Source organism: Flavobacterium humi (assembly GCF_004745595.1).
GTDB classification, from domain to species: Bacteria; Bacteroidota; Bacteroidia; order Flavobacteriales; family Flavobacteriaceae; genus Flavobacterium; species Flavobacterium humi.
The window spans coordinates 98,400-120,709 of the sequence record NZ_SRLH01000006.1; the positions used below are offsets into that span (position 1 = coordinate 98,400).

The following is a 22,310-nucleotide window of genomic DNA, read 5'->3' on the forward strand; positions in this document are numbered from 1 at the left end:
TGTTTTGGAGTTTTTTTCTTTATGCTTGGAAAACAGTATCTTTTACCATTATTCTTATTCTTCTCGCTGAGTATCTTGGCTCAGGAAACTGATTCTCCGTACCGCTCAAAAAAGATTACCGTTTCCCGCGATTCCGTCCGGATCGACAGTGTGAGCATCAATGCCAGTTTCTTTAAGTTGCTTGACGCCAAAGGACAAGCCATTGATACTGCTTTTTATAAAGTTGATTTTTCGAAAGCAATAGTAGTGTTTGGCAAAAATTACCAATCTTCAGATACGTTAACCGTCAGGTATTTGAAATTCCCCGATTATTTAACCAAAGAATATACGATTTATGACAAAAGCAGAGTCGTAAGCAACAACAGCGGTTTGGGGAATTTATACAAAGTGACCCGGGAAAGTGCTAAAAAATTCACTCCTTTTGACGGTTTGACCACTTCCGGAAGCATTTCCAGGGGCATATCTATAGGAAATAACCAAAATACTTCTGTAAACTCTAATCTGGACCTTCAGATTACCGGGAAATTATCCGATAAGGTCAGTTTGAGGGCTTCTCTCCAGGATAGCAATATTCCGCTGCAGGAAGGCGGCTATTCTCAGAAACTGGATGAATTTGACCAGATTTTCATCGAATTGTTCAGTGATAGGTGGAGCGTGCGTGCCGGCGATCTTTTTTTGGAAAACAGGAAATCACGCTTTTTGAATTTCAATAAAAAAGTACAGGGACTGGCTACGCAGTTTACTTTCGGGACACCGGAAAAAAAAACCGAAGTATATGCTTCGGCGGCTTTGGTACGCGGGCAATATGCAAAAAGCAGTTTTGTGGGCCAGGAAGGCAACCAGGGGCCTTATAAATTACGAGGGCCTAACGGAGAGCTTTTCATCCTGGTTATTTCAGGTTCCGAAAGGGTTTTCGTAAACGGGATCCTGCTCAGTCGTGGGGAAAACAACCAATACGTGATTGATTACAATGCTGGGGAAGTCACCTTTACCTCGCTGTATCCCATAACTTCAGAAATGCGTATTACCATAGAATACCAATTTTCGGACAGGAACTATACCCGTTTTGTAACCTATGGAGGTGTTAATCATGAGCAGGAGAAATGGAGCCTGGGGGGCTATCTTTATTCTGAAAACGATGTGAAAAACCAGCCACTGCAGCAAAACCTTTCTCCGGAACAGGCTCAGATACTGGTTGCGGCGGGTGATGATCCGAATTTGATGAATGCGCAATCTGCGGTAGCGGATACGTATTCGGACAACAAGATTTTATACAAAAAAGTCATGATCAGCGGAGTGGAGGCTTTTGAATATTCTACCAATCCGACAGATGTTTTGTTTAGTGTCAAATTCAGTTTTGTGGGGAATAACCTAGGGAATTATATCGTTTCCAATACCATAACTAACGGTCGTGTTTTCAAATATACCGAGCCCATTGCCGGTGTGCCACAAGGAAGTTACGAACCGATCATTAAATTAGTCGCCCCAACCAAACTCCAGATTGCCACCGTTCTCGGAAAGTATAATCCAAGCGAAAAAACCAGCCTCGATTTTGAACTGGGCATCAGCAATAATGACAAAAACCTGTTTTCAGGCATTGATGACAATAACAATCAAGGCCTGGCAGGGAAACTAAATATTAAACAACGGTTGCTTTCTAAAAAATGGAATGTGGATGTTTTTGGGAATTACCAATTCGCACAGGAAAATTTCAAAACGATAGAAAGATTGTTCACCATCGAATTTGACCGGGACTGGAACCTTGTTGATCCGTTAGGGAACCAAAGTTTCATTACCGCCGGTTTGGCATTCGACCTTCCGGGGAAATCCAATTGGAGGTATCAGTTCGAGAAATTGGATTTCTCAAAAAGTTTTTCAGGAAGCCGCCAGGTGGTTTCGGGGTATTTTAAAAATAAAAACTGGGTTTTTTCCAATGACGGAAGTTTCCTGGACAGCAACAGTAGCCTTTCGACTTCGGCATTTTTGAGGAACCGGTCACAAGCGAAATACCATTTTAAAAAGAATTGGATCGGCGGGAGTTTCCGCCATGAAAACAACCAGGAAAAAAGCAAGGCAACGGGGCAGTTATCATCATTGAGCCAGCGTTTTTCAGAATTCGGGGCTTTTTTGGGCAGGGGCGATTCGACCAAAGTGTTCGTGGAACTGGGGTATCTCAACCGGGTAAACGATAGTTTGCAATCCGGGCAATTGGCACGGGTCAATACATCGCAATCGTATTACCTGAAATCGAAATTGATCCAGACCGAGAAAAGCGACCTGTCCGTTTTTGTCAATTACAGGAACCTGAAGTTTAAAGACGCTTTGCGCGGCAACGAACCTTCCTTGAATTCGAGGCTGCTGTACAATGACCGTTTCTTCAACCAGCTGATCCAGTCTACTACAGCGTATGAAACCACTTCGGGAACCATCCCGCAGCAGGAATTCAGTTTCCTCGAAGTGGAAGCAGGGCAGGGCGTATATGCCTGGAATGATTACAATGGCAACGGTATTCAGGAATTGCAGGAATTTGAGATCGCACCCTTTCCGGACCAGGCCCGGTATGTGAAAATTTTCCTTCCGAACCAGATTTTTATCAAAACACATCAGAATAAATTTTCACAATCCCTGACGTTAAGCCCTATCCAGTGGCAAAGCGAAACAGGTTTTAAGAAAGTCCTGTCGCATTTTTACAACCAGTCCTCGTATTTGATCGAGCGGAAAATCAGAAGGGAGCAGGATAATTTCGACCTGAACCCGTTTGCGACCAATGACAAAGATTTGCTGGGGCTGAACTCAAGTGTCCGGAACAGTTTGTTTTTCAACCGCGGAAAGCAAAACCATTCGGTTACCTATACTTTTATTGCAAACCGGTTAAAAAGCCTGCAGTCTTCCGGGGCACAGGAAAGTAAAAGCGGATCGCACCAGTTGCAGTATGCGCATTTGTACAAACGGTTTTGGCTGTTTTCCATGTCTGGGAAAGTATTCAGTTCGAGTATTACTTCTGAAAATTATGCCAGCCGTAATTTCGACATTGACGGGCAGCAATTAGAACCAAAAATATCATACCTGTTCACTAAAAATGCAAGCTTGGATATTTTTTATGAAAGGCAGCAGAAAGGCAACAGGCTCGGTAACAGGGAATCGCTGCAGCAAAACAGGTTTGGAACGTCTTTTAGTTTTGCCAGCGAGAAAAAACTAACCTTAAATGGCGAATTTTCTTTTTATGACAATGCTTTTTCCGGGAATGAATTTTCACCGGTGGCTTTCCAGATGCTTGAAGGGTTGCAGGCCGGCAAAAATATGATTTGGCGGTTGTTGGTCCAGAAAAATTTGACACAATACCTCGATATCAATATCAATTACCAGGGGAGGAAAAGCGAAACCAGCCAGACCGTACACACCGGCAATATACAATTGAGAGCATATTTTTAGCCTTCGTGCTGTTTTTTGTGTAAAAAAATTAGTAATTTTAACAGATACCAAAATCATTAAAACTGTATTAATTATGAAAAAATTACTATTATTATGCTTAGTATTTGTTTTTTCAAATAGCTACTATGCACAAGAAACAGAAACTAAAAAAACAACCAAAACAGCCGCTGAAAAAGTAGACAAAGCCAAAGCAGACGCTAAAAAAGAAAAAGAAAAAGCCAAGGAAAAAGAAGCCAAAGCCAAAGCGAAAGAAAAAGAAGCCAAGGAAAAGGCCAAAGAGAAAGAAGCAAAAGCCAAAGCAGACGCTAAAAAAGACAAGGAAAAAGCCGAAGCCAAAGCCGAAAAGGAAACAAAAACAGCAGTCACTAAAGCCAAAACAGCCAGCAACAAAGCCGATGCCAAAGTAAAAGAAGAGAAAGCGGTGGCCAAAGCCAAAGTGGATGCCAAAAAAGATAAAGCAGTTGCGGAAGAAAAAGCGGCTAAAGCCAAAGCCAAGGCAACGGAAACCAAAGCCAAAACGACTGTTAAAAAAGAAAGGGTTTCCAACGAAAAAGCAAATCCGAACACTACCGACAAAGTAACCGGGGAATACAAAGGAAGAAAAGTGTACACAGGCCCGCGCGGTGGTAAATACTATATCAACAAAAATGGGAATAAAACCTATATAGATGAAGGTCAGGTAGAATAATTTTTCCTGCTTATGAATGAAAAAGCCTTGCATTTGCAGGGCTTTTTGTTATCCGGAAAGTTTGAATTTAAATAAATGGGTTTGGTTATTTAATCGTATTTTTGGAAAAAATAAAAAGCAATATTTTGTTTCCATAACACGCATGAAAAAAATAGTTCTATTCGCACTTATATTGATTGCCTTTTTTGGCTGTAAAAAAGAGAAAGCCGTCAGCCAGCAAGGCAAAATTAAAAATGACATCCAGCCGGTTACCGCTGCTTTAATGGAAAATGCGGTACTATACGAAGCCAATATCCGCCAATATTCGCCTGAAGGGACTTTCAATGCCTTTACATCAGACATCCCAAAGCTGAAGAAAATGAACGTGAAGATCCTTTGGCTGATGCCCGTCCATGAAATTGGAGTCAAGAACCGCAAGGCGAAAGAAGATCTGTCAGTTGAACAAATAACCGATAGCCTTGAAAAAGCAAAATACCTGGGCAATCCTTACGCCGTCAAGAATTACCGTAGCCTGAACAAGGATTTCGGGACTCCGGAAGATTTTAAAAAACTAATAAAAACGGCACACCAAAACGGTATTTATGTAATCCTGGATTGGGTTGCCAACCATACGGCCTGGGACCATCCCTGGATTACGCAGCACCCGGATTTTTACCGTCATGATGCCAAAGGCCAGATGGTTTCGCCTTTTGACTGGACGGATGTTGCTGAACTCGATTACAGCAACCCCAATCTCCGCAAAGCGATGCTGGAAGAAATGAAATACTGGCTCACCACCTACAATATTGATGGTTTCAGGTGTGATGTAGCGGCCGAAGTGCCTACGGATTTCTGGAACAGTGCCAGGGCGGAACTCAACAAAATCAAGCCGGTATTTTTATTGGCTGAAGCCGAAAAAGAAGAATTGTCCCAAAAAGCCTTCGACGTGCAATACGGCTGGGAAGCGCATTATATTTTCAATGGGATTGCCCAAGGGAAAAAAACAGTAAAAGACTGGGACAAATATGCCTTCAAAAGAGACAGCCTGCACTTGGGGAATGCCGTCAGGATGAATTTCACATCCAACCATGCCGAGAATTCCTGGAACGGTACCGAATACGAGCGCATGGGTGATGCGGTAGAAGTTTTCGCCGCCATGACGTACATGGTTCCCGGGATGCCGCTTATTTACAACGGACAGGAATACGATTCGGATAAAAGGCTGAAACTTTTCGAAAAAGACACCATTGCCCATTCCTTGTCAAAAATGTTTAGTGTGTATGAGAAACTCGGCAAGCTTAAAATGCAAAACGAGGCTTTGAACGGCGGTAAAAAACCGGGCGCTTACAAACGCCTGGCAACTTCTTCTGATGATAAGATACTGGCTTTTGAAAGAACGAAAAACAATAAGAAAATCATTTTCGTAGCAAACCTAAACAAGGAAAACAGCTCTTTTACGGTAGAAACCGAAGGAACCTTTACAGATTACATGACCCAACAGGAAATCACATTGGCACAAGGAGAGACATTGCATTTCAAACCTTGGGAATATAAAATATGGATCGCGAAATAATTTTTTGATGGTACAGAAGATAGGACACCGCGGGGCGAAAGGGCATTTGGCCGAAAACACACTCGAATCCTTTCAAACGGCTTTGGATTTAGGCGTGGATGCAGTCGAGCTGGATGTGCATGTATGTGCATCGGGTGAATTGGTTGTTTTTCATGATTTTACGGTGGACAGAATGACAAACGGTACCGGTGAAGTTCATAAATTAACGCTCACAGAATTAAAAACCTTGCAAGTAGCCGGTCAATTTAGTATTCCAACGTTGGTTGAGGTCCTGGATTTTATCGATCGGAAATGCTGGGTAAATGTAGAACTTAAAGGACACGGGACAGCGCAGCCGGCCACAGCGTTACTGGAGCAGTACGTCCGGGAAAAAGGCTGGCTTTACGATGACTTTGTGGTTTCGAGTTTCCAGAAGGAAGAACTCGAAAAAGTGTGTGCTTCGAATCCGGAAATCAATTTAGGGGTCCTCACACAAGCCAGTGTCGAACAGGCTTTGGAATGGGGCATGCAGTTATCGGCGAAAGCCATTCACCCGCATTTTTCTTTATTGACGGAGGAAAACTGCAAGGAGGCCGTTCAAAAGGGATTTAAGGTTTTTACCTGGACAGTGAACCACCAAGAGGATATTCATCGGTTACAGGAGTATGATATAAATGGGATTATTTCCGATTTTCCGGATAGATTATGAATTCAAAATACGATATAATTATTGTTGGCGGCGGTGCTGCAGGTTTTTTTTCGGCTATAAACATTGTGGAGAACGATCCGAAACTCCGTGTCGCTATTTTAGAAAGAGGCAAGGAAGTGTTGGGCAAAGTCCGGATTTCCGGAGGTGGCCGCTGTAATGTGACCCACGCCTGTTTTGTGCCGGATGACCTGGTTAAATTTTATCCCAGAGGCGAAAAAGAACTCCGGGGCCCGTTCCATCAGTTTTGTTCGGGCGATACAATAGAATGGTTTGAAAGGAATGGCGTAGCGCTTAAAATTGAAGACGACGGAAGAATGTTCCCGGTGTCCAACTCTTCGCAAACCATTATAGATTGCTTTATGGCTTCGGTAAAAAAACTCGGAATCGATGTGCTGACCGGGCAAAGCGTACAAAATATATTCAAAAGCGAAACGTATTGGAAAGTAGAAACCAGCCATGAAACATTTGCCTGCAAGAAATTGGTCATGACCACAGGGAGCAATCCCAAAATCTGGGAAATGCTTCGCGATTTGGGCCATTCGATCATAGATCCGGTGCCTTCGTTGTTTACGTTTAATATAAAAGATGCCAGGATCAAAGATTTAATGGGAGTTTCAGCTTTGGCTTCGGTGAAGGTGAAAAATTCAAAATTGGAGGCTTCCGGGCCTTTACTAATCACGCATTGGGGAATGAGCGGGCCTGGAATCCTGCGGCTTTCAGCTTGGGGCGCCCGGGAATTATCGGATAAAAAATACCACTTTGCCATTCAGGTCAATTGGCTGCATGATAAAACACAGGAAGAAACTTTAAGCCTGCTTAAGGAATTGAAAATCGAACATTCCAGAAAAGCGGTTTCCAAGAAATCACCGTTCGAATTCCCCAACCGTTTATGGGAAAGCATTGTTTTGGCATCGGGCATTACAGCCGAAACAAAATGGGCGGACCTGACTAAAAACCAATTAACTGATTTGGCCAGTCAACTTACCAATGCTGAATTTCAGGTGAACGGGAAAAGTACTTTTAAAGAAGAATTTGTGACTGCCGGCGGTATCGATTTAAGGGAAATCAATTTCAAAACCATGGAAAGCAAAATTTTGCCATCACTTTATTTAGCTGGTGAAATTGTCAATATTGATGCCATTACAGGCGGGTTTAATTTCCAGAATGCCTGGACAAGCGGGTTTATTGTAGCCAATAGCATAGCAATTGGAAAATAGCTGCTGTTCCTTCTTTTTTTCAGGCCTATGTTTTTTCGGTAAAGCCGGCGTGGGAAATCCATCCCAAAAAAGCTACGGTTCGTCCCTATGCACTATTTTAAAAAGCTAAGAGTTTTAAAGTTAATCACTTTTTTGTAGGTGTTTTGTCACAAATTTTGTTTTTCATTCTTTTTTGATATTGGTCTGTTTTAGTTTCGTAAGACTAATCTTAAAAAATAATAACATGAAAAAAACAGTTTATGGAATTGCATTCCTTGCTTTAATGGGCATTACATTTGTTTCCTGCGAGAAAGAGTCTTTAGTACAAAATACTGAGGAAAAAAATGTGGTTGCACAAAATACGAACAAGGCGCTTACTTTTAATTATGCCTTGGGTGCCGAAACCCTGAACCAGGAATTGTTAAGGAAGAAATACGATTTCAATACGGCTTTATTCACTTCAGGGACTTCATTCAATAATCATTTATATCATGGTGTGGGCGCCTACGATGATGATTTGGCAACTTTGGAAAAAGTAGGGACAACACAATCTTGGGTCTACTATGAATCAGGTAGTTTAGGATCTACTGCTGGGCCTATAAAATATGGAGGCAACGATATTATAATGGATGAGATCGAGCTGTTGGATGACGATATCAACAAACTATTTGCGCTTCGCGGAGGCAGTATCTACAAATTGACATACAATGCAGGGAATTTTAATGCTACTTTGCTGTATACTTACCCAACGACGCCTACAGCACCAAGAAGATTTACGATTGCGCCACTGGCCACCGGCAATTCTTTCATTCGTTTGTATACGGCACTTTCTGTGGCATCTCAATTTCCGAACCCACCGGCGATGACAGCTTTAACGTATGTTGATTTAGATACGGCAAGCCCACTGATAACTGCACCGACAAATACGACAACTTTAATCCCCGGATTAGGAAATTTAAGCTCTTTTACAGCAAAAGACTATTTTAACGCACCTCCGATGACATCAAAATATTATGTGGTTGTAGATAAAAACATTTACGATCTGAATACGCCGACAACATTGGTTTTGGTAAGTAGTTTTGCCAACTCTGTAAGAGACTGTAGCTTTTACCATTATTAATCTTTAGGATTTGAATTTTCAAGAGCTGTTCGTTACCGGCGGATGGCTCTTTTTTTATGGATTAACGTACAATAGTAACTTAGCTGGTGGAATTGTCAATATTGATGGCATTACAGGCGGGTTTGATTTCCAGAATGCCTGGACAAGCGGGTTTATTGTGGTGAATTCGGTAACCGGAGAGTAAGTACTGATTTGGGGGGAAATAAGTAGGTTACAGTTTTTTTAGCAATTCAGCCACCAGATGGCGCCGTTAAGGACAGCCGAAAAACTGGCCCAAGCCAATTGGGGAAGTAATAATCTTGCGGCATAACGGTCTATGACATAGAATGCTTTTATGGTTTCAAAAATGAACAGCCAAAGCAATAGGATTTCGATTAACGCTAAAAAGGGATTGCACAGCGCGAAAAAAATATATGTCCATAAAAAATTGAGTGCCAATTGTATACCGAAAATAATCATGGCATTATTCACTATTTTTTTACTTCTGGGGCTTACCGGTTCCCGGCTCCAGATCTGGGCAAAAGAATAGCCCATCAAAACGTGCAAAATGATCCAGACGGGTATGAAAGTCCAGTGCGGCGGGTTAAAAAATGGCTTCTCGATGTTTGAAAACCAGATGGTTACGGAAGACTGGGTAATATAGCCGGATACTACCCCAATCAAGGAGCAGACAGCCATCGATATTATAGTTCTAGAATAGTTAATTTTCTTCAAGATGTTGAATTTTAAGATTATACCTACAACAAATAAATAATAAACTAATTAAAAAACCAACGAATTATCAAAAAAAAGTATCTTTGCGCAAATTTTTTTAAATGATTTGTTCCACTAATTTATATGCCTGTGCCTGAAAATAATTTTATCGCTTCACATTATACCGCTTCGGTTGAAAATGGAATTTTTGAATGGTCAGCACCCAGTAATATTGCCCTGGTGAAATATTGGGGGAAAAAAGACAAACAAATTCCAGCCAACCCATCCATCAGTTTTACGCTCAATAACTGCAAAACGGTTACCAGGCTGGCATTTGCCAAAAAAGCAAACGATGGGGATTTTTCATTCGATTTGCTTTTTGAAGGGAAACCAAAAGAGGATTTTAAGCCGAAAATACAAAAGTTCCTGGAACGCATTTTTGACTATTGCCCTTACCTAAAGGATTTTCATTTTACAATCGACACCCAAAATACATTCCCGCACAGTTCCGGTATTGCTTCTTCTGCTTCCGGGATGGCTGCCTTGGCGATGAATATAATGAGTTTGGAAAAAACACTGGATCCGTCAATTTCGGAGGAATATTTTTACCGGAAAGCTTCTTTTCTGGCCCGTTTGGGTTCGGGAAGTGCTTGCCGGAGCGTTAAAGGAAAGGTGGTCGTTTGGGGGAAACATGATGAAATTGAACGTAGTTCAGACTTGTTCGGGGTTGAATTTCCTTCCGTCCACGCTCATTTTCAAAATTACCAGGATACCATTTTATTGGTTGACAAGGGGGAAAAACAAGTGTCGAGCACGGTTGGCCATGACCTGATGTTTGGGCATCCGTTTGCCGAACAGCGTTTTCTCCAGGCACACGATAATCTATCAGCCATGAAGCGCATCCTGGAAAATGGCGATATTGACGGTTTTGTTAAGATTACCGAAAGCGAAGCCCTGACCCTGCATGCCATGATGATGACATCGATGCCATACTTCATCCTAATGAAACCGAACACCCTGGAAATCATCAACCGCATCTGGAAATTCAGGAACCAGACACAAATACCGGTTTGTTTTACCCTTGACGCCGGCGCGAATGTGCATGTCCTTTACCCCGAAAATGTAAAAGAAAAAGTTTTGCAATTTATTCAGGACGAATTAGTTGGCTATTGTCAAAATGGTCAGTACATTTGCGATGTAATTGGAGTGGGCGCCCAATCAATATAATTTGTATATTTATCGTCTCAAATCTGTAATACACATGAAAGGACCTCTTTTTTACTCTAAAATTTTACTCTTCGGGGAATACGGGATTATTCGTGATTCTAAAGGGTTGTCTATTCCTTATAATTTTTATAACGGTGCCCTGAAAGTGGATGGGAACCTATCGGATGAGGCGGTAAAATCGAATGCAAGCCTGAAAAGATTTGCTTCCTATTTGGAGAAATTGCAACAAGAGCAACCGGAATTGGTCACTTTCAATAGTACGGCATTACAAACAGATGTCGAACGGGGTATGTACTTTGATTCCAGTATCCCGCAAGGCTACGGCGTAGGAAGCAGCGGTGCTTTGGTGGCCGCTATTTACGATAAATATGCCCATAATAAAATTACGGTTTTAGAGAATTTAACACGAGAAAAATTATTGCAGCTCAAGGCTATTTTTGCTACAATGGAATCGTTTTTCCATGGCAAAAGCTCCGGGTTGGATCCTTTAAACAGTTACCTGAGTATTCCGATCCTGATCAATTCGAAAGACAATATAGAAGCTACGGGAATCCCGACACAAAGTGCTAATGGCAAAGGTGCTGTCTTCCTGCTTGATTCCGGTATTGTTGGGGAAACCGCCCCGATGGTAGGTATTTTTATGGAAAAACTAAAGGAGGAAGGATTCCGGAAAATGCTGAAATCCCAATTCATCAAATATACGGATGCCTGCGTGGAGAATTTCCTTCACGGCGATGTGAAATCCCTTTTTGCCAATACCAAGAAGCTTTCAAAAGTGGTCCTGAACAACTTCAAGCCTATGATTCCTGAAAAATTCCACCAGGTCTGGCAGCGTGGCATCGATACAAACGATTATTACTTAAAACTTTGCGGATCGGGCGGTGGCGGCTACATCCTGGGCTTTACACAAGACCTGGAAAAGGCCAGGGCTTCACTAAAAGAGTACAAATTAGAAGTAGTCTATCAGTTTTAACACAATTTTATAGCATCATGACTGCGAGATTATCTAAGAGTTATATACTTTTAAATGCTTATAATTTTTAGACATCCAATAGAATGCTAACACGAAAATCCAAATTACTTTTAATGAAGGTCCTCAGTCTTTTTTCTGTGGTCCGGGGTTATAATATTTTCATTATCGTTTTAGCGCAATACCTGTCTTCCATATTTATTTTGGCACCTGAGAAAAGGGCTTTGGACGTCATCCTGGACTGGAGGTTGTTTATCATCGTTTTTGTTTCCACACTGACCATTGCCTCGGGTTATATCATCAATAATTTTTACGATTCGGAAAAAGACCTGATCAACCGGCCAAACAAATCGATGTTGGATCGGCTGGTCAGCCAGAAAACCAAACTCAAGGTGTATTTCGGGCTGAATTTCCTGGCTACTGCTTTGGCGTATATCATCTCATGGCGCGCCGCACTTTTTTTCGCGGCTTACATATTTATGATCTGGTTTTATTCCCATAAACTCAAAAAATACCCTATTGTCGGGAACCTGACGGCTTCTTTGCTGGCTGTCCTGCCTTTTTTTGGTATTTTGTTGTACTTCAAGAATTTTTACCATGTTATTTTTGCCCATGCCAGTTTTTTGCTGCTGCTGATTTTAATCCGGGAAATGATCAAGGACTTGCAGAATATCAAAGGGGATATTGCCAATGATTACCAAACGATTCCGGTGCGTTTCGGGGAAAAAACATCCAAACGGATTATTACCCTCTTAACAATTTCCACTATAATCCCTGTGTATATCTTAATTGAAAAATACGACGTAGGCTATATGGATATTTACTTTTACATCAGCCTGATCGTTTTGGTTTTATTTTTGCTGAAGCTCTGGAAATCCCAAACCCAGGAAGAATACCTGCAATTGCATAACATCCTTAAATCCCTTATTGTGGCCGGGGTTTTTTGTATTTTGCTGATCGATCCGTCCGTTTTGCTCAACGGAAGGGCCTTGTTGAAAATTTAAATTTCCAAAAGCAAATCCTAATTCATTACCTTTGCATAAATAAATGAAGTTATGAATAATTCAGGAGGCAATAAAAGAGGTGGTTCAAGACCTAACAGCTCAAGGCCAGGTTCTAATAAGCCGAAACCTGCCATGCCGAAACGGGCCCAAGGGGCAAAAAAAGCGAAACCGGCTGCAAAAGCTGATGATAAGGTAACGGATAAAGTGGCCAAGAAGCCCAATCCGACAGCAAAAAGACCTAAAAACGATGGAGAAATCCGTCTGAACAAATACATTTCCAATTCAGGGGCATGTTCCCGCCGTGATGCGGATATTTACATCCAATCCGGCAATGTCAAGGTAAACGGCGTTCCTGTGACCGAAATGGGTTATATGGTAAAGCAAGGAGATGTGGTCAATTTTGACGGCGTTACTCTAATACCTGAGCGTAAGGAATACCTGCTGCTCAACAAACCGAAAAATTTTACGACTTCGTTTGATGAAAACGATATGCACCGAAATGTTGCAGAATTGGTTCGCGGTGCCACCAATGCCAAAATCCAGGCAGTAGGCCGAATGGACAAAAACACAACCGGTTTGCTGTTGTTTACCAACGATACGGACATGATCCGTAAATTCAGCCTGCCAAATCAGAAATCCTCCAAAATCTATCAGGTTTCCTTGGATAAGAATTTAAAGTTCGAAGACCTGGAAAAAATATCCCATGGCGTAACGCTTGACGGGCACAGGTTGTTTGTGGAAGAAATCAGTTATATCGAAAACGAGCCTAAAACAGAAATCGGATTGAAACTACGCACGGCAAATGTAAAAGTGGTGCGTGCCATTTTTGAAAATTTCAAGTATGATGTGATCAAAATCGACAGGGTTGCTTTTGCCGGCCTGACCAAAAAGAACTTGCCACGCGGCAATTGGCGTTTTCTTACGGAACAGGAAATAATTAATTTGAAAAACATCTAGTTTTCCCTATAAACTTTTAATACCATTCAAATTCCTGCTCCTTTTAAAGTGGGAATTTCTTTTTACAGATATGATGACACCAGAACAATTACAATCGATAGCTTTCCGCTGGTTCGAAGCTTTCAATACGAAAGAATTGGAAAAATTATTATCGCTTTACGATGATGAAGCCCAGCATTTCAGCCCGAAGCTTAAAATCCGCCAGCCGCAAACCAACGGCCTTGTGGTCGGAAAAGATGCCATGCGGGCCTGGTGGCAGGATGCTTTTGACAGGTTGCCGAGCCTGCATTACAAAGTAACTTCGCTTACCGCGAATTCGGATCGTGTTTTTATGGAATACATCCGTCAGGTGGATAACGAAGAAGACATGCTTGTGGCCGAAGTCCTAGAAGTAAAGAACGGCAAGATCATTTTCTCAAGGGTGTACCACGGATAATTTCTGTTGCATTCCTTCAACAATCTAAACCATTAAACCTAACAAAATGTTAAGTTTAATGGTTTTTTCATTTGCAAACCGCTCAATTTTATTAGATTTACTGTTCCAACTAGTAGAAACCATTTAAATTATGAAGAAAATAGTAATTCTCTCACTGGCCTTGTCGTCATTGCTTTTTGTCAATTGTAAAAAAGAAGAAAGTATGCAGGATTTCAAATCATTAACCGAAAATTATTTCAAAGAGAAAAACGCGTTAAACCCGCTCGATGCCACTTTGAATGGCTTTAATGACTATAATGACCAATTGCAACTGGAAATGACTGATGCTTACAGGAAAAAACAGGGCGAATTTTTTGATAAATACGAAAAAGAACTTTCTACCATTGACAAGGATAATTTATCCCCGGAAGAGAAAATAAGCTACGAAATCATCAAATGGGAAACCGCTATCGGTAAAGATTTGCTCAAACAGGAAACCAACCTAATGCCTGTCCAGCAGTTTTGGGGAACACACCTGACTATGTCTCAATTTGCCAGCGGAACGGCAGCACAGCCTTTCAAAACGGAAAAAGATTACCGCAATTTCCTCAAAAGAATAGATACGTACGGCATTTGGCTGGATTCTGCCATGGTGTACATGAAAAAAGGAATCCAAAAAGGAATGGTATTGCCAAAAGCCTTGACGGAAAAAGTAATTCCGCAATTCCAGGACCAGATCACACCTAAAGTGGAAGACAACCTGTTCTATTCTTCCATTAAAAACATGCCAGCCGATTTTTCTCCGGAAGTAAAAAGTGCCTTAACCAAAGAATACGCTATGGAGATCAATGAAAAACTGATGCCGCGTTATCAAAAAATGGCAGCATTCTTAAAGAACGAATATTTACCGGCTTCCAGGACGACAAGCGGAATAGGAAGCTTGCCTAACGGAGCGGCCTTATACGCAACGTATGTAAAGCAGTGGACCACTACAGATATGAAACCGGAAGAGATCCATGAACTGGGATTGAAAGAAGTGGCCAGGCTAAAAGCCGAAATGGAAAAAGTAAAAGAACAAGTGGGTTTCAAAGGGACAATTGTGGCATTTTTTGATCATGTCCGCAACCGTAAAGAGCTAATGCCTTTCAAAAAACCGGAAGAAGTAATCGCGAATTTTGAAGCCATCCATAAAAAAATAGAGCCAAGCGTCAATAAATTATTTTCATTACAGCCTAAAACCCCTTTCGAGATAAGGAGAACGGAAGAATTCAGGGAAAAAACAGCCAGTGCCGAATATGTACAGGGAACTGCAGACGGAACCCGTCCTGGGATTTTTTATGTTCCGATCCCGGATGTGGCGAAATACAATTATTACGGAGACGAAGATTTGTTCCTGCATGAAGCCATTCCAGGGCATCATTTCCAGATTTCCCTGCAACAGGAAAACAAGGAATTGCCGGATTTTAGAAGATTCAACTGGTTTGGTGCTTATGGCGAAGGCTGGGCTTTGTATACCGAAAGTTTAGGGAAAGAATTGGGATTGTATTCTGATCCATACCAGTATTTCGGGATGCTGGGGAATGAAATGCACAGGGCGATCCGCTTGGTGGTAGACACCGGCTTGCACAGCAAAGGCTGGACGCGTGAACAAGCCATCCGTTATTCATTGGAAAACGAAGCGGAAAGCGAAGCCAGCATTATTTCCGAAGTGGAGCGATACATGGCCATTCCGGGCCAGGCACTTTCCTATAAAATCGGGCAATTGAAGATTATGGAATTGCGCCAGAAAGCAAAAGATAAAATGAAAGATAAATTCGACATCAAAGTATTCCATCAAAAAGTGCTGGAATCGGGTGTCATGCCTTTGGCCTTATTGGAGAAAAAAATCAACGACTGGATAGAAACGGGCAAATAAAATTACTAAAACGGGAAATCATTTTCCCGTTTTTTTATGCATTTCAATCCCGGGTAATTGCCATGGTATTGTTTTTGTGGGGAGAAATTTGTTAAAATCCATAATTGTGTTTTATTTTTGTAGTATGAAAAGCGGTTTTAAGAATATAGTCCTCAAGGTTTTGAAAATTTCAGGGATTTCAATAGGTGTTATCCTGTTGGCCCTGTTCCTGATTCCTATTGCTTTTCCCGGTCAAATTGCCGAGAAAGTGAAAGATTTTGCCAATAAAAAATTAGAGGGCGAGCTTAATTTCAAGGAAGCGAACCTTTCGTTTTTCAATCATTTCCCGTCGCTTACCGTTACGTTGAATGATTTTTCGCTCAAAGGATCGGCTCCTTATAAAAACGAAACACTTATAAAATCTGATGAAGTCGCTTTTGGCATCAATGTGATGAGCCTGATTTTCGACAATTCCATCAAAATCGATAAGATCTTTGTGTCCAATGCCGAAATGAATGTTTTGGTAAACGAAAAAGGGGAAGCCAACTACAATGTGTACATTTCCGATAAAAATGCTCCTAAGGATTCTTCGGGAACTTCGCTGCGCCTGGAAAAAATCGCCATAGAAAACAGCCACCTGGTCTATAATGATAAATCCGCCAAAATACTTATTGATGCCAAAGGGTTTAATTATGTCGGGAACGGAGGCCTGGACAAAGCTATTTTCGATTTGTATACCGAAGCTAAAATTGATTCTTTCGATTTCAGTTTTGCCGGAGAAGAATACCTGAAAAACAAAAAAATAGACGCGGACCTGATTACACAAATCAATACCAATTCCCTTGCTTTTGTGTTTCGCCAGAACAACTTGATCGTCAACAAGCTTCCGGTGGAGTTTTTAGGGAAATTGGATTTCCTGAAGAACGGTTACGATATCGATTTCAGTGCAAAATCCGATGACAGCAACCTTAATGACCTGTTTACGGCATTGCCGCCGCAATATGTCGAATGGCTCGAAAAGACTAAAGTTAAAGGCCGGACAGACCTTATGCTTACTTTTAAAGGACGATATAGCGCCGCCACGAATTCCAAACCGGACCTGGCCTTTGCCATGAATATCCGCAAGGGTTACATTTCTTATAAAGAAAGCCCGTTTCCGACCTCCAACATCGAAATGAAGTTTAAGACGAAATTACCGTCATTGAACACAGACAGCCTGATTGTTGATCTGGATACGCTGTTCTTCAATGTTGACAAGGATTTCCTGGGAGCAAGGATTCATTCGAAAGGGATGAAGAACATTGCCCTTTCCGCAGATGTAAAATCGAAACTGGACCTGTCAAAATTAAACCGGGCCATAGGATTGCAAAACCTGGATATGAAAGGATTGTTTTCTGCCAAAATAAAAGCCAAAGGAGTTTATAACGCGTCCAGGCATTTGTTCCCGAAAGCGGACGGTTTTGTCAATTTGGAAAACGGATGGTTAAAAACCAGTTATTATCCTAATCCGATCGAGCATATTCAGTTTAAAGGAAAAATCAAGAATACGACAGGATTGTACAAAGATTTGAATGTTTCCCTGACACCGGCTTCTTTTTCGTTTGAAGGAAATCCTATATATGTGCAGGCCGCCCTGTCGGATTTCGATAACATACACTATGATATCAAGGCGAAGGGCAATCTGGATGTGGGCAAGATATATAAGGTTTTTGCGCAAAAAGGCTTGAGTGTCAACGGATTTATCAAAGCAGATGTTGCTTTTAAGGGAACACAAAGCGATGCTATGTCCGGACGGTACGACCGATTGGACAACAAAGGGACGCTCCTGGTACAAAACATTGTGACGGTTTCGAAATATTTTCCTAAGCCTTTCCTGATCAAGGAAGGGAGTTTTACCTTCGACCGGGATAAAATGTGGTTTAAAACCTTTATGGCTAACTACGGCCAGTCTGATTTTGCGATGGATGGCTACCTTCAAAATGCCATCAATTTTGTCTTGGCAGAAAAAGGGACTTTGAAAGGGAATTTCTCGGTTCATTCCGATTTTATAAATGTTGATGAATTCATGTCAGGAACCAATGAAGGACAAGTTCCGCCGTCAGGGGCAAAACAGGCCAAGCCGGCTACAGGAGAAGGAGTGGTGCTTTTGCCGGTCAATACGGCCCTTTCTTTGGCTGCGAATGTTAAAAAAGTAAGCTTTGAAGGCCTGGACCTAAACAACCTGGCCGGGAACCTTGCCCTGGAAGAGGGAAAACTGAAACTGAAAAACACTTCCTTTAACCTCATTGACAGCCGCCTGATGATTGATGGGGCCTATGATGATATAAATACCGGTAAAGCCAACTTTGATTTGCGTTTCCTGGCCAAAGATTTTAATGTCAAAAAGGCCTATAACGAAATCCGGCTTTTTAAGGAATTGGTTTCCGCTGCCGAAAACGCCGAAGGGATCATTTCTGTCGACTACAAACTCAAAGGAGTCCTCGACGGGGCAATGCAGCCCATAATGCCTTCTTTGCAGGGCAATGGCGTAATTTCTGTGAGAAAGGTAAAAATGAAAGGGTTCCGGTTATTGGGCGCTGTAAGCAAAAAAACAGGCTCGGATGGCATTAACGATCCGGACCTTAGTGCATTTGACATAAAATCGTCTATCAGGAATAATGTCATTACCGTAGAGGAAACCAAAGTGAAAGTTGCCTTGTTCCGCCTTAAATTTAACGGGGAAACGAATTTTGACGGACAGTTGAACCTCAGGATGCGCCTTGGATTGCCGCCTTTGGGGATTATAGGAATCCCGGTGGTTATTACCGGTACCAATGATAAACCGGTTGTGAAAATATTCAGCAAAACGGGCAAGGAAGTCGAGAAAACGGAATTTACTGAAGATAAAAGCGTTTCGGCCCCACCTGCAACAACAGAACCTAAAGCAGAGGAATCTCCTAAAAAACCGTAAGGTTAAATCAGTATTTTTTTCAAGCCTTCTTCAATGCTGCGCCAAAAGAGGTTGTAAAACGATTTTTCCGGAATGCGTTCCACGGCTACTTCAGTATCCTTTATTTTTTCGTCCGTATCTTTTTTAACAAAAATACGCGCAATGGCGGTTAGCAGCTTGTTTTTCTTTTCCGGTTTTTTTTCCCGGTAAACGGTAAATTTCAAATCGTCATAATCAATCCCAAAATGGCCTCCGGAGGTTTTATCATTTCCTGTAAAATCAAAATAAACGATGTCAAGCATCCCTTTGGCCGTAACATTTATATAGGGTTTTATAAAAGGGGCCAGCCTGTCTGCCGGCAATTTGCGAATGTTGCCTTTGATCCTGAAACCATCGGTTTTGTCCAGTACATTGAGCGACCAGTTTACTTTCATGGGTGAAATATTCATGAAACGGCATCGGATGGCAATGGCAACATCGGGTAGTTTTTTCTTTTGGAAACCACTGTTAAGGTGCCTGGCATTCAGGTTGAAATGATTAAAGGATATAAGGCCCGGGCCTCTTTCGGAAGTTTTTTCTTCTTCGTATTCCAGTACTGAATTTTGAATTTTAAGGGTGTCGATAGCCAAATCAAATGGCATTTCCCGAAGCAGTTTATTGTACAGCGGCTTTTTCCGAAGGTCGTCAGGCGGCATTTTCGGACGGTAAATATTGGCATTGGCTCGGTTTATCAGTATCGCCCCGGCATGGAAAAAGAATTGCTCCTCTTTGTCAAAACCCCATCGCATTTTCTCAAACCGTATGGTTGAAGCATTTAAAGTGTAGATGTCCCGTTCTTTCGGCATTCGTTTTACGAAATCTGCCCGGTTGTATTGAGGGGTCATGGTGAATTTTTCCAGCAACAATCCTGTATCGCTGGTTTCAATCTGCCCGGATTTGATGTGATAAAACGCATTGGGGCGGTAATACAGGCTGTCGCATCGGAAAGTATAGTTTTGGTACGCAAAAGGGATTTTATGTTCCAGGAGCTTATCGGTAATGGCTACATTTTTCAGTTTAACCGAAATATTGGCAACGTTTAAAATAATCTTATCGTTTTTGATGTTTATGATTTTTATATCGCCACGGTTCAGGTAAATGTCGGGCACTACAATAATTTTCCCAAAAGGGGCAACTACGTCAGACCGGATGCTTTTAGGATTGTTGATTGCGTTTTCATTTTGTTTGTATAAAATGACTTCAGGCTTGGTGATAGTGATGTTTTCAGCCTTGATTTTAGACCGGAAGACAAGGTCCCAAATCTTGACGCCTTTTATGTCAACCACACCGATTTTCGCATAAATGCCTTTTTTTATTACCGTGTCGTTAAGCGCGGCTTTTGGGCATAGCATGATGTTTTCCGCGAGGATAGTGTTTTTCAATAGGGAAATATCCAGATTTTTGTAAGTGATGCTGTATGGAGAATTGTTCTGGTCGTTAATGAGTTTTGGTAGCCGTACCGAAACCCAATAGTCCAGCCCCAAATCAAGCAATATTGCAGCTAGGAATAATACCAATACACTTATAAGTATTTTTTTAACCCATTTCATAGGAATGATTTTAGGTTTTTAAATTTCGGTATAAATGGTTGGCAGATACTTACATTTTGCAGGATTTAGTTTATGTAATTATTAGGTGATTGAGGATTTGCATGTGAAAATGTGGTTCCAGGCAAAAAACGGAATAGCATTAAATACAAAAAACCCACTCGTTTGAGTGGGTTTTTTAACAGTGGTGCCTCCAGTACTAAAGTAGTATTTTATCTAAACTATTGGAAACATTACTTAAATGCCATTATTGGTAGGGTTTTACAAAGTTTTATAAAAATGGTCACTTATCAAAATATATCAAAAATAGCCATATTTTAATAGTTTTTTATACCGTATATTCTACCGTAATGTAAAAAATGAGTATCTTTGAGTATCAAAAAAGTGATATGAAAAAGCCAGTTATAAATTACGTACTCGAATCCAAGGCAAAAAATCCGAATGAGCGAACAAAACCCGAACTCATTATCGCAATGGTTCACGCTGGGTTTATTACTCAAATTGATAATCAAATAAAACACGAGCGTTTTAAAGTATCGCTTGAAACAACGATAAAACCAAAAAATTTCGGTTTGATTAAAGATAACTTCCGATTCAATGAAGACGTATTTGCAAACTTTTCAAGACAAAATAAAGGCGTTAAAACCGCAATGCAGATTTTTGAAACCAAAGTTGACGAATTATATAGTAACTATTTGATAAACGACATTCAACCGACAGCTAAGCAGTTTAAAACAGATTTGTTAATTCAGCTGGGGCGTAAACAACGGGAGCAAAAGAAAACTTTCACGATATTAGCTTACCTCAACGATAAGATAAGTTTGTTTGAATCGTTGAAAGGTAGCGGGCGTAAAGATGAAATTGACGAAAATTCAATCAAAGTGTATCGAACTTTAAAAGTATATTTAGAGCGTTATGAACTTGTTAAGCAAATTCAATTAACATTTGAGAATTTTGACGAATCAACATACTGGGAGTTTTGGAACATTCAGGATGAAATTTTGAGGGGCAAAATAAGCATTCCAAAAAAAGTAGGTGAACGCAAAATAGCTGTCCAAGAAAACGGCTTTCTGATGAGTTCAATTAATAAGTATCAAAAAACATTAATGCGTTTATTGCGTTTGGCAATTGTTGACGGTATAAACGTCAATCTGAATGTTAATAATACTAATCTCATTGTTACTAAAAGCCCAGCGAGCAAAGATATATACGTAAGCGAAAGCGATTTGGTTAAAATTTGGAATTATGAGCCCACCACCACCGAAATGCTATTAGCTAAAGATTACCTTATGTTAGCCAGTTTAACGGGAATGCGCTACGAAAGCATGGAAGTGGCTAATTTGGAACAGATTGAAACGTATAAGGACGGCAGTTATAATTTCAGTTACATTCATTCCAAACAAAACAAAACGGAGACTGAGTGCTATATACCATTGTTTAATCCAGTAATGGAAATCTTAAAGCGATACGGAAATAAGTTTCCTGTACTACCAGCTAATCAAATCGTAAATGAAAATATTAAAATGTTGTTCGGATTGGCGGGAATAAACGCAATGCAGACAATAACTAACGTTACGTATAAATCAGGCGTGATAATTGAAAGCAAGCCCGCTAATGAAGTTATAAGCACACATGATTGTCGTAAAAGTTTCATAACCAACTTGTTTTTAGCTGGCGGAGCTGAAAATATTGTAATGGGAGTAACGCATCCCGATAAAAAACCAATGCACGCAATGGCTGGGGTTTATAACAAATCAACTCTTTTGGATAAAGCTAAGCAGTTTTATGATGAGGTTAATCGTGTTCAAAGAGAAAAACAAAGTGAACTATATAAATTCTAACATATTAAGAAATATATGTGTTTGTAAATAAAAAACTTTAAGAGATGGCATTCAAAAAGAGATGGGATGAGCGCACTCTAACATGTCCTCCTTTTTCTTTTTGTTACAGTCTAATATT

General features: G+C 40.9%; 17 protein-coding genes. 15 read left to right on the top strand and 2 right to left on the bottom strand.

The features are described 5' to 3' along the window. Nucleotides 1–21 precede the first annotated feature (21 nt). The 7 genes from E4635_RS11880 to E4635_RS15855 all read left to right on the top strand — a co-directional run bounded on the left by E4635_RS11880 (nt 22) and on the right by E4635_RS15855 (nt 8,860). Nucleotides 22–3,432: a hypothetical protein gene (locus E4635_RS11880; protein ID WP_135526919.1), complete on the top strand. Its 3,411-nt coding sequence runs from the start codon at nt 22–24 to the stop codon at nt 3,430–3,432. A 73-nt stretch (nt 3,433–3,505) separates the two neighbouring features. Continuing rightward, on the top strand, nt 3,506–4,120 hold the full coding sequence (locus E4635_RS11885; protein WP_135526920.1) for a hypothetical protein: 615 nt from the start codon (nt 3,506–3,508) through the stop codon (nt 4,118–4,120). 142 nt (nt 4,121–4,262) lie between these two features. Continuing rightward, the gene (locus E4635_RS11890) at nt 4,263–5,672 is read left to right on the top strand and encodes an alpha-amylase family glycosyl hydrolase (protein ID WP_135526921.1); all 1,410 of its coding nucleotides are present in this window, start codon (nt 4,263–4,265) and stop codon (nt 5,670–5,672) included. 7 nt (nt 5,673–5,679) lie between these two features. Further along, nucleotides 5,680–6,360 (top strand): glycerophosphodiester phosphodiesterase, encoded by a 681-nt coding sequence (locus E4635_RS11895; protein ID WP_135526922.1) that lies wholly within the window; start codon nt 5,680–5,682, stop codon nt 6,358–6,360. Further along, complete coding sequence (locus tag E4635_RS11900; RefSeq protein WP_135526923.1) at nt 6,357–7,577, top strand: BaiN/RdsA family NAD(P)/FAD-dependent oxidoreductase; 1,221 nt, start codon at nt 6,357–6,359, stop codon at nt 7,575–7,577. The genes E4635_RS11895 and E4635_RS11900 overlap by 4 nt, the downstream gene beginning before the upstream one ends. 223 nt (nt 7,578–7,800) lie before the next feature. Continuing rightward, complete coding sequence (locus E4635_RS11905) at nt 7,801–8,676, top strand: hypothetical protein (RefSeq protein ID WP_135526924.1); 876 nt, start codon at nt 7,801–7,803, stop codon at nt 8,674–8,676. Nucleotides 8,677–8,686: 10 nt separating this feature from the next. Further along, entirely contained in the window at nt 8,687–8,860 is a 174-nt protein-coding gene (locus tag E4635_RS15855; protein WP_246020764.1) for an NAD(P)/FAD-dependent oxidoreductase, read from the top strand. Nucleotides 8,861–8,898: 38 nt separating this feature from the next. On the opposite strand, the gene E4635_RS11915 is transcribed toward E4635_RS15855, so the two are convergent. Next, nucleotides 8,899–9,390, bottom strand: coding sequence for a TspO/MBR family protein (locus E4635_RS11915; RefSeq protein ID WP_135526925.1), 492 nt, complete (start codon nt 9,388–9,390; stop codon nt 8,899–8,901). A gap of 123 nt (nt 9,391–9,513) precedes the next feature. On the opposite strand from E4635_RS11915, the gene mvaD reads away from it, so the two are divergent. The 7 genes from mvaD (at nt 9,514) to E4635_RS11950 (ending at nt 18,786) form a co-directional block, all read left to right on the top strand. Continuing rightward, entirely contained in the window at nt 9,514–10,596 is a 1,083-nt protein-coding gene (mvaD, locus tag E4635_RS11920; protein WP_135526926.1) for a diphosphomevalonate decarboxylase, read from the top strand. A 34-nt stretch (nt 10,597–10,630) separates the two neighbouring features. Further along, on the top strand, nt 10,631–11,569 hold the full coding sequence (locus E4635_RS11925) for a mevalonate kinase family protein (protein ID WP_135526927.1): 939 nt from the start codon (nt 10,631–10,633) through the stop codon (nt 11,567–11,569). Between the two features lie 83 nt (nt 11,570–11,652). Next, the gene (locus E4635_RS11930; protein ID WP_135526928.1) at nt 11,653–12,570 is read left to right on the top strand and encodes a geranylgeranylglycerol-phosphate geranylgeranyltransferase; all 918 of its coding nucleotides are present in this window, start codon (nt 11,653–11,655) and stop codon (nt 12,568–12,570) included. 51 nt (nt 12,571–12,621) lie between these two features. After that, nucleotides 12,622–13,527 (top strand): pseudouridine synthase, encoded by a 906-nt coding sequence (locus tag E4635_RS11935; protein WP_135526929.1) that lies wholly within the window; start codon nt 12,622–12,624, stop codon nt 13,525–13,527. Nucleotides 13,528–13,597: 70 nt separating this feature from the next. Further along, complete coding sequence (locus tag E4635_RS11940; RefSeq protein WP_246020767.1) at nt 13,598–13,963, top strand: nuclear transport factor 2 family protein; 366 nt, start codon at nt 13,598–13,600, stop codon at nt 13,961–13,963. A gap of 130 nt (nt 13,964–14,093) precedes the next feature. Then, nucleotides 14,094–15,857 (top strand): DUF885 domain-containing protein, encoded by a 1,764-nt coding sequence (locus E4635_RS11945; RefSeq protein WP_135526930.1) that lies wholly within the window; start codon nt 14,094–14,096, stop codon nt 15,855–15,857. 124 nt (nt 15,858–15,981) lie between these two features. Further along, nucleotides 15,982–18,786, top strand: a complete 2,805-nt coding sequence (locus tag E4635_RS11950) for an AsmA family protein (protein ID WP_135526931.1) — start codon at nt 15,982–15,984, stop codon at nt 18,784–18,786. A gap of 2 nt (nt 18,787–18,788) precedes the next feature. On the opposite strand, the gene E4635_RS11955 is transcribed toward E4635_RS11950, so the two are convergent. Further along, nucleotides 18,789–20,354: a hypothetical protein gene (locus tag E4635_RS11955; protein ID WP_135526932.1), complete on the bottom strand. Its 1,566-nt coding sequence runs from the start codon at nt 20,352–20,354 to the stop codon at nt 18,789–18,791. Nucleotides 20,355–20,740: 386 nt separating this feature from the next. Here E4635_RS11955 and E4635_RS11960 point away from each other — a divergent pair, with 386 nt between their 5' ends. Continuing rightward, nucleotides 20,741–22,192 (top strand): site-specific integrase, encoded by a 1,452-nt coding sequence (locus E4635_RS11960; RefSeq protein ID WP_135526933.1) that lies wholly within the window; start codon nt 20,741–20,743, stop codon nt 22,190–22,192. Nucleotides 22,193–22,310: the final 118 nt, after the last annotated feature.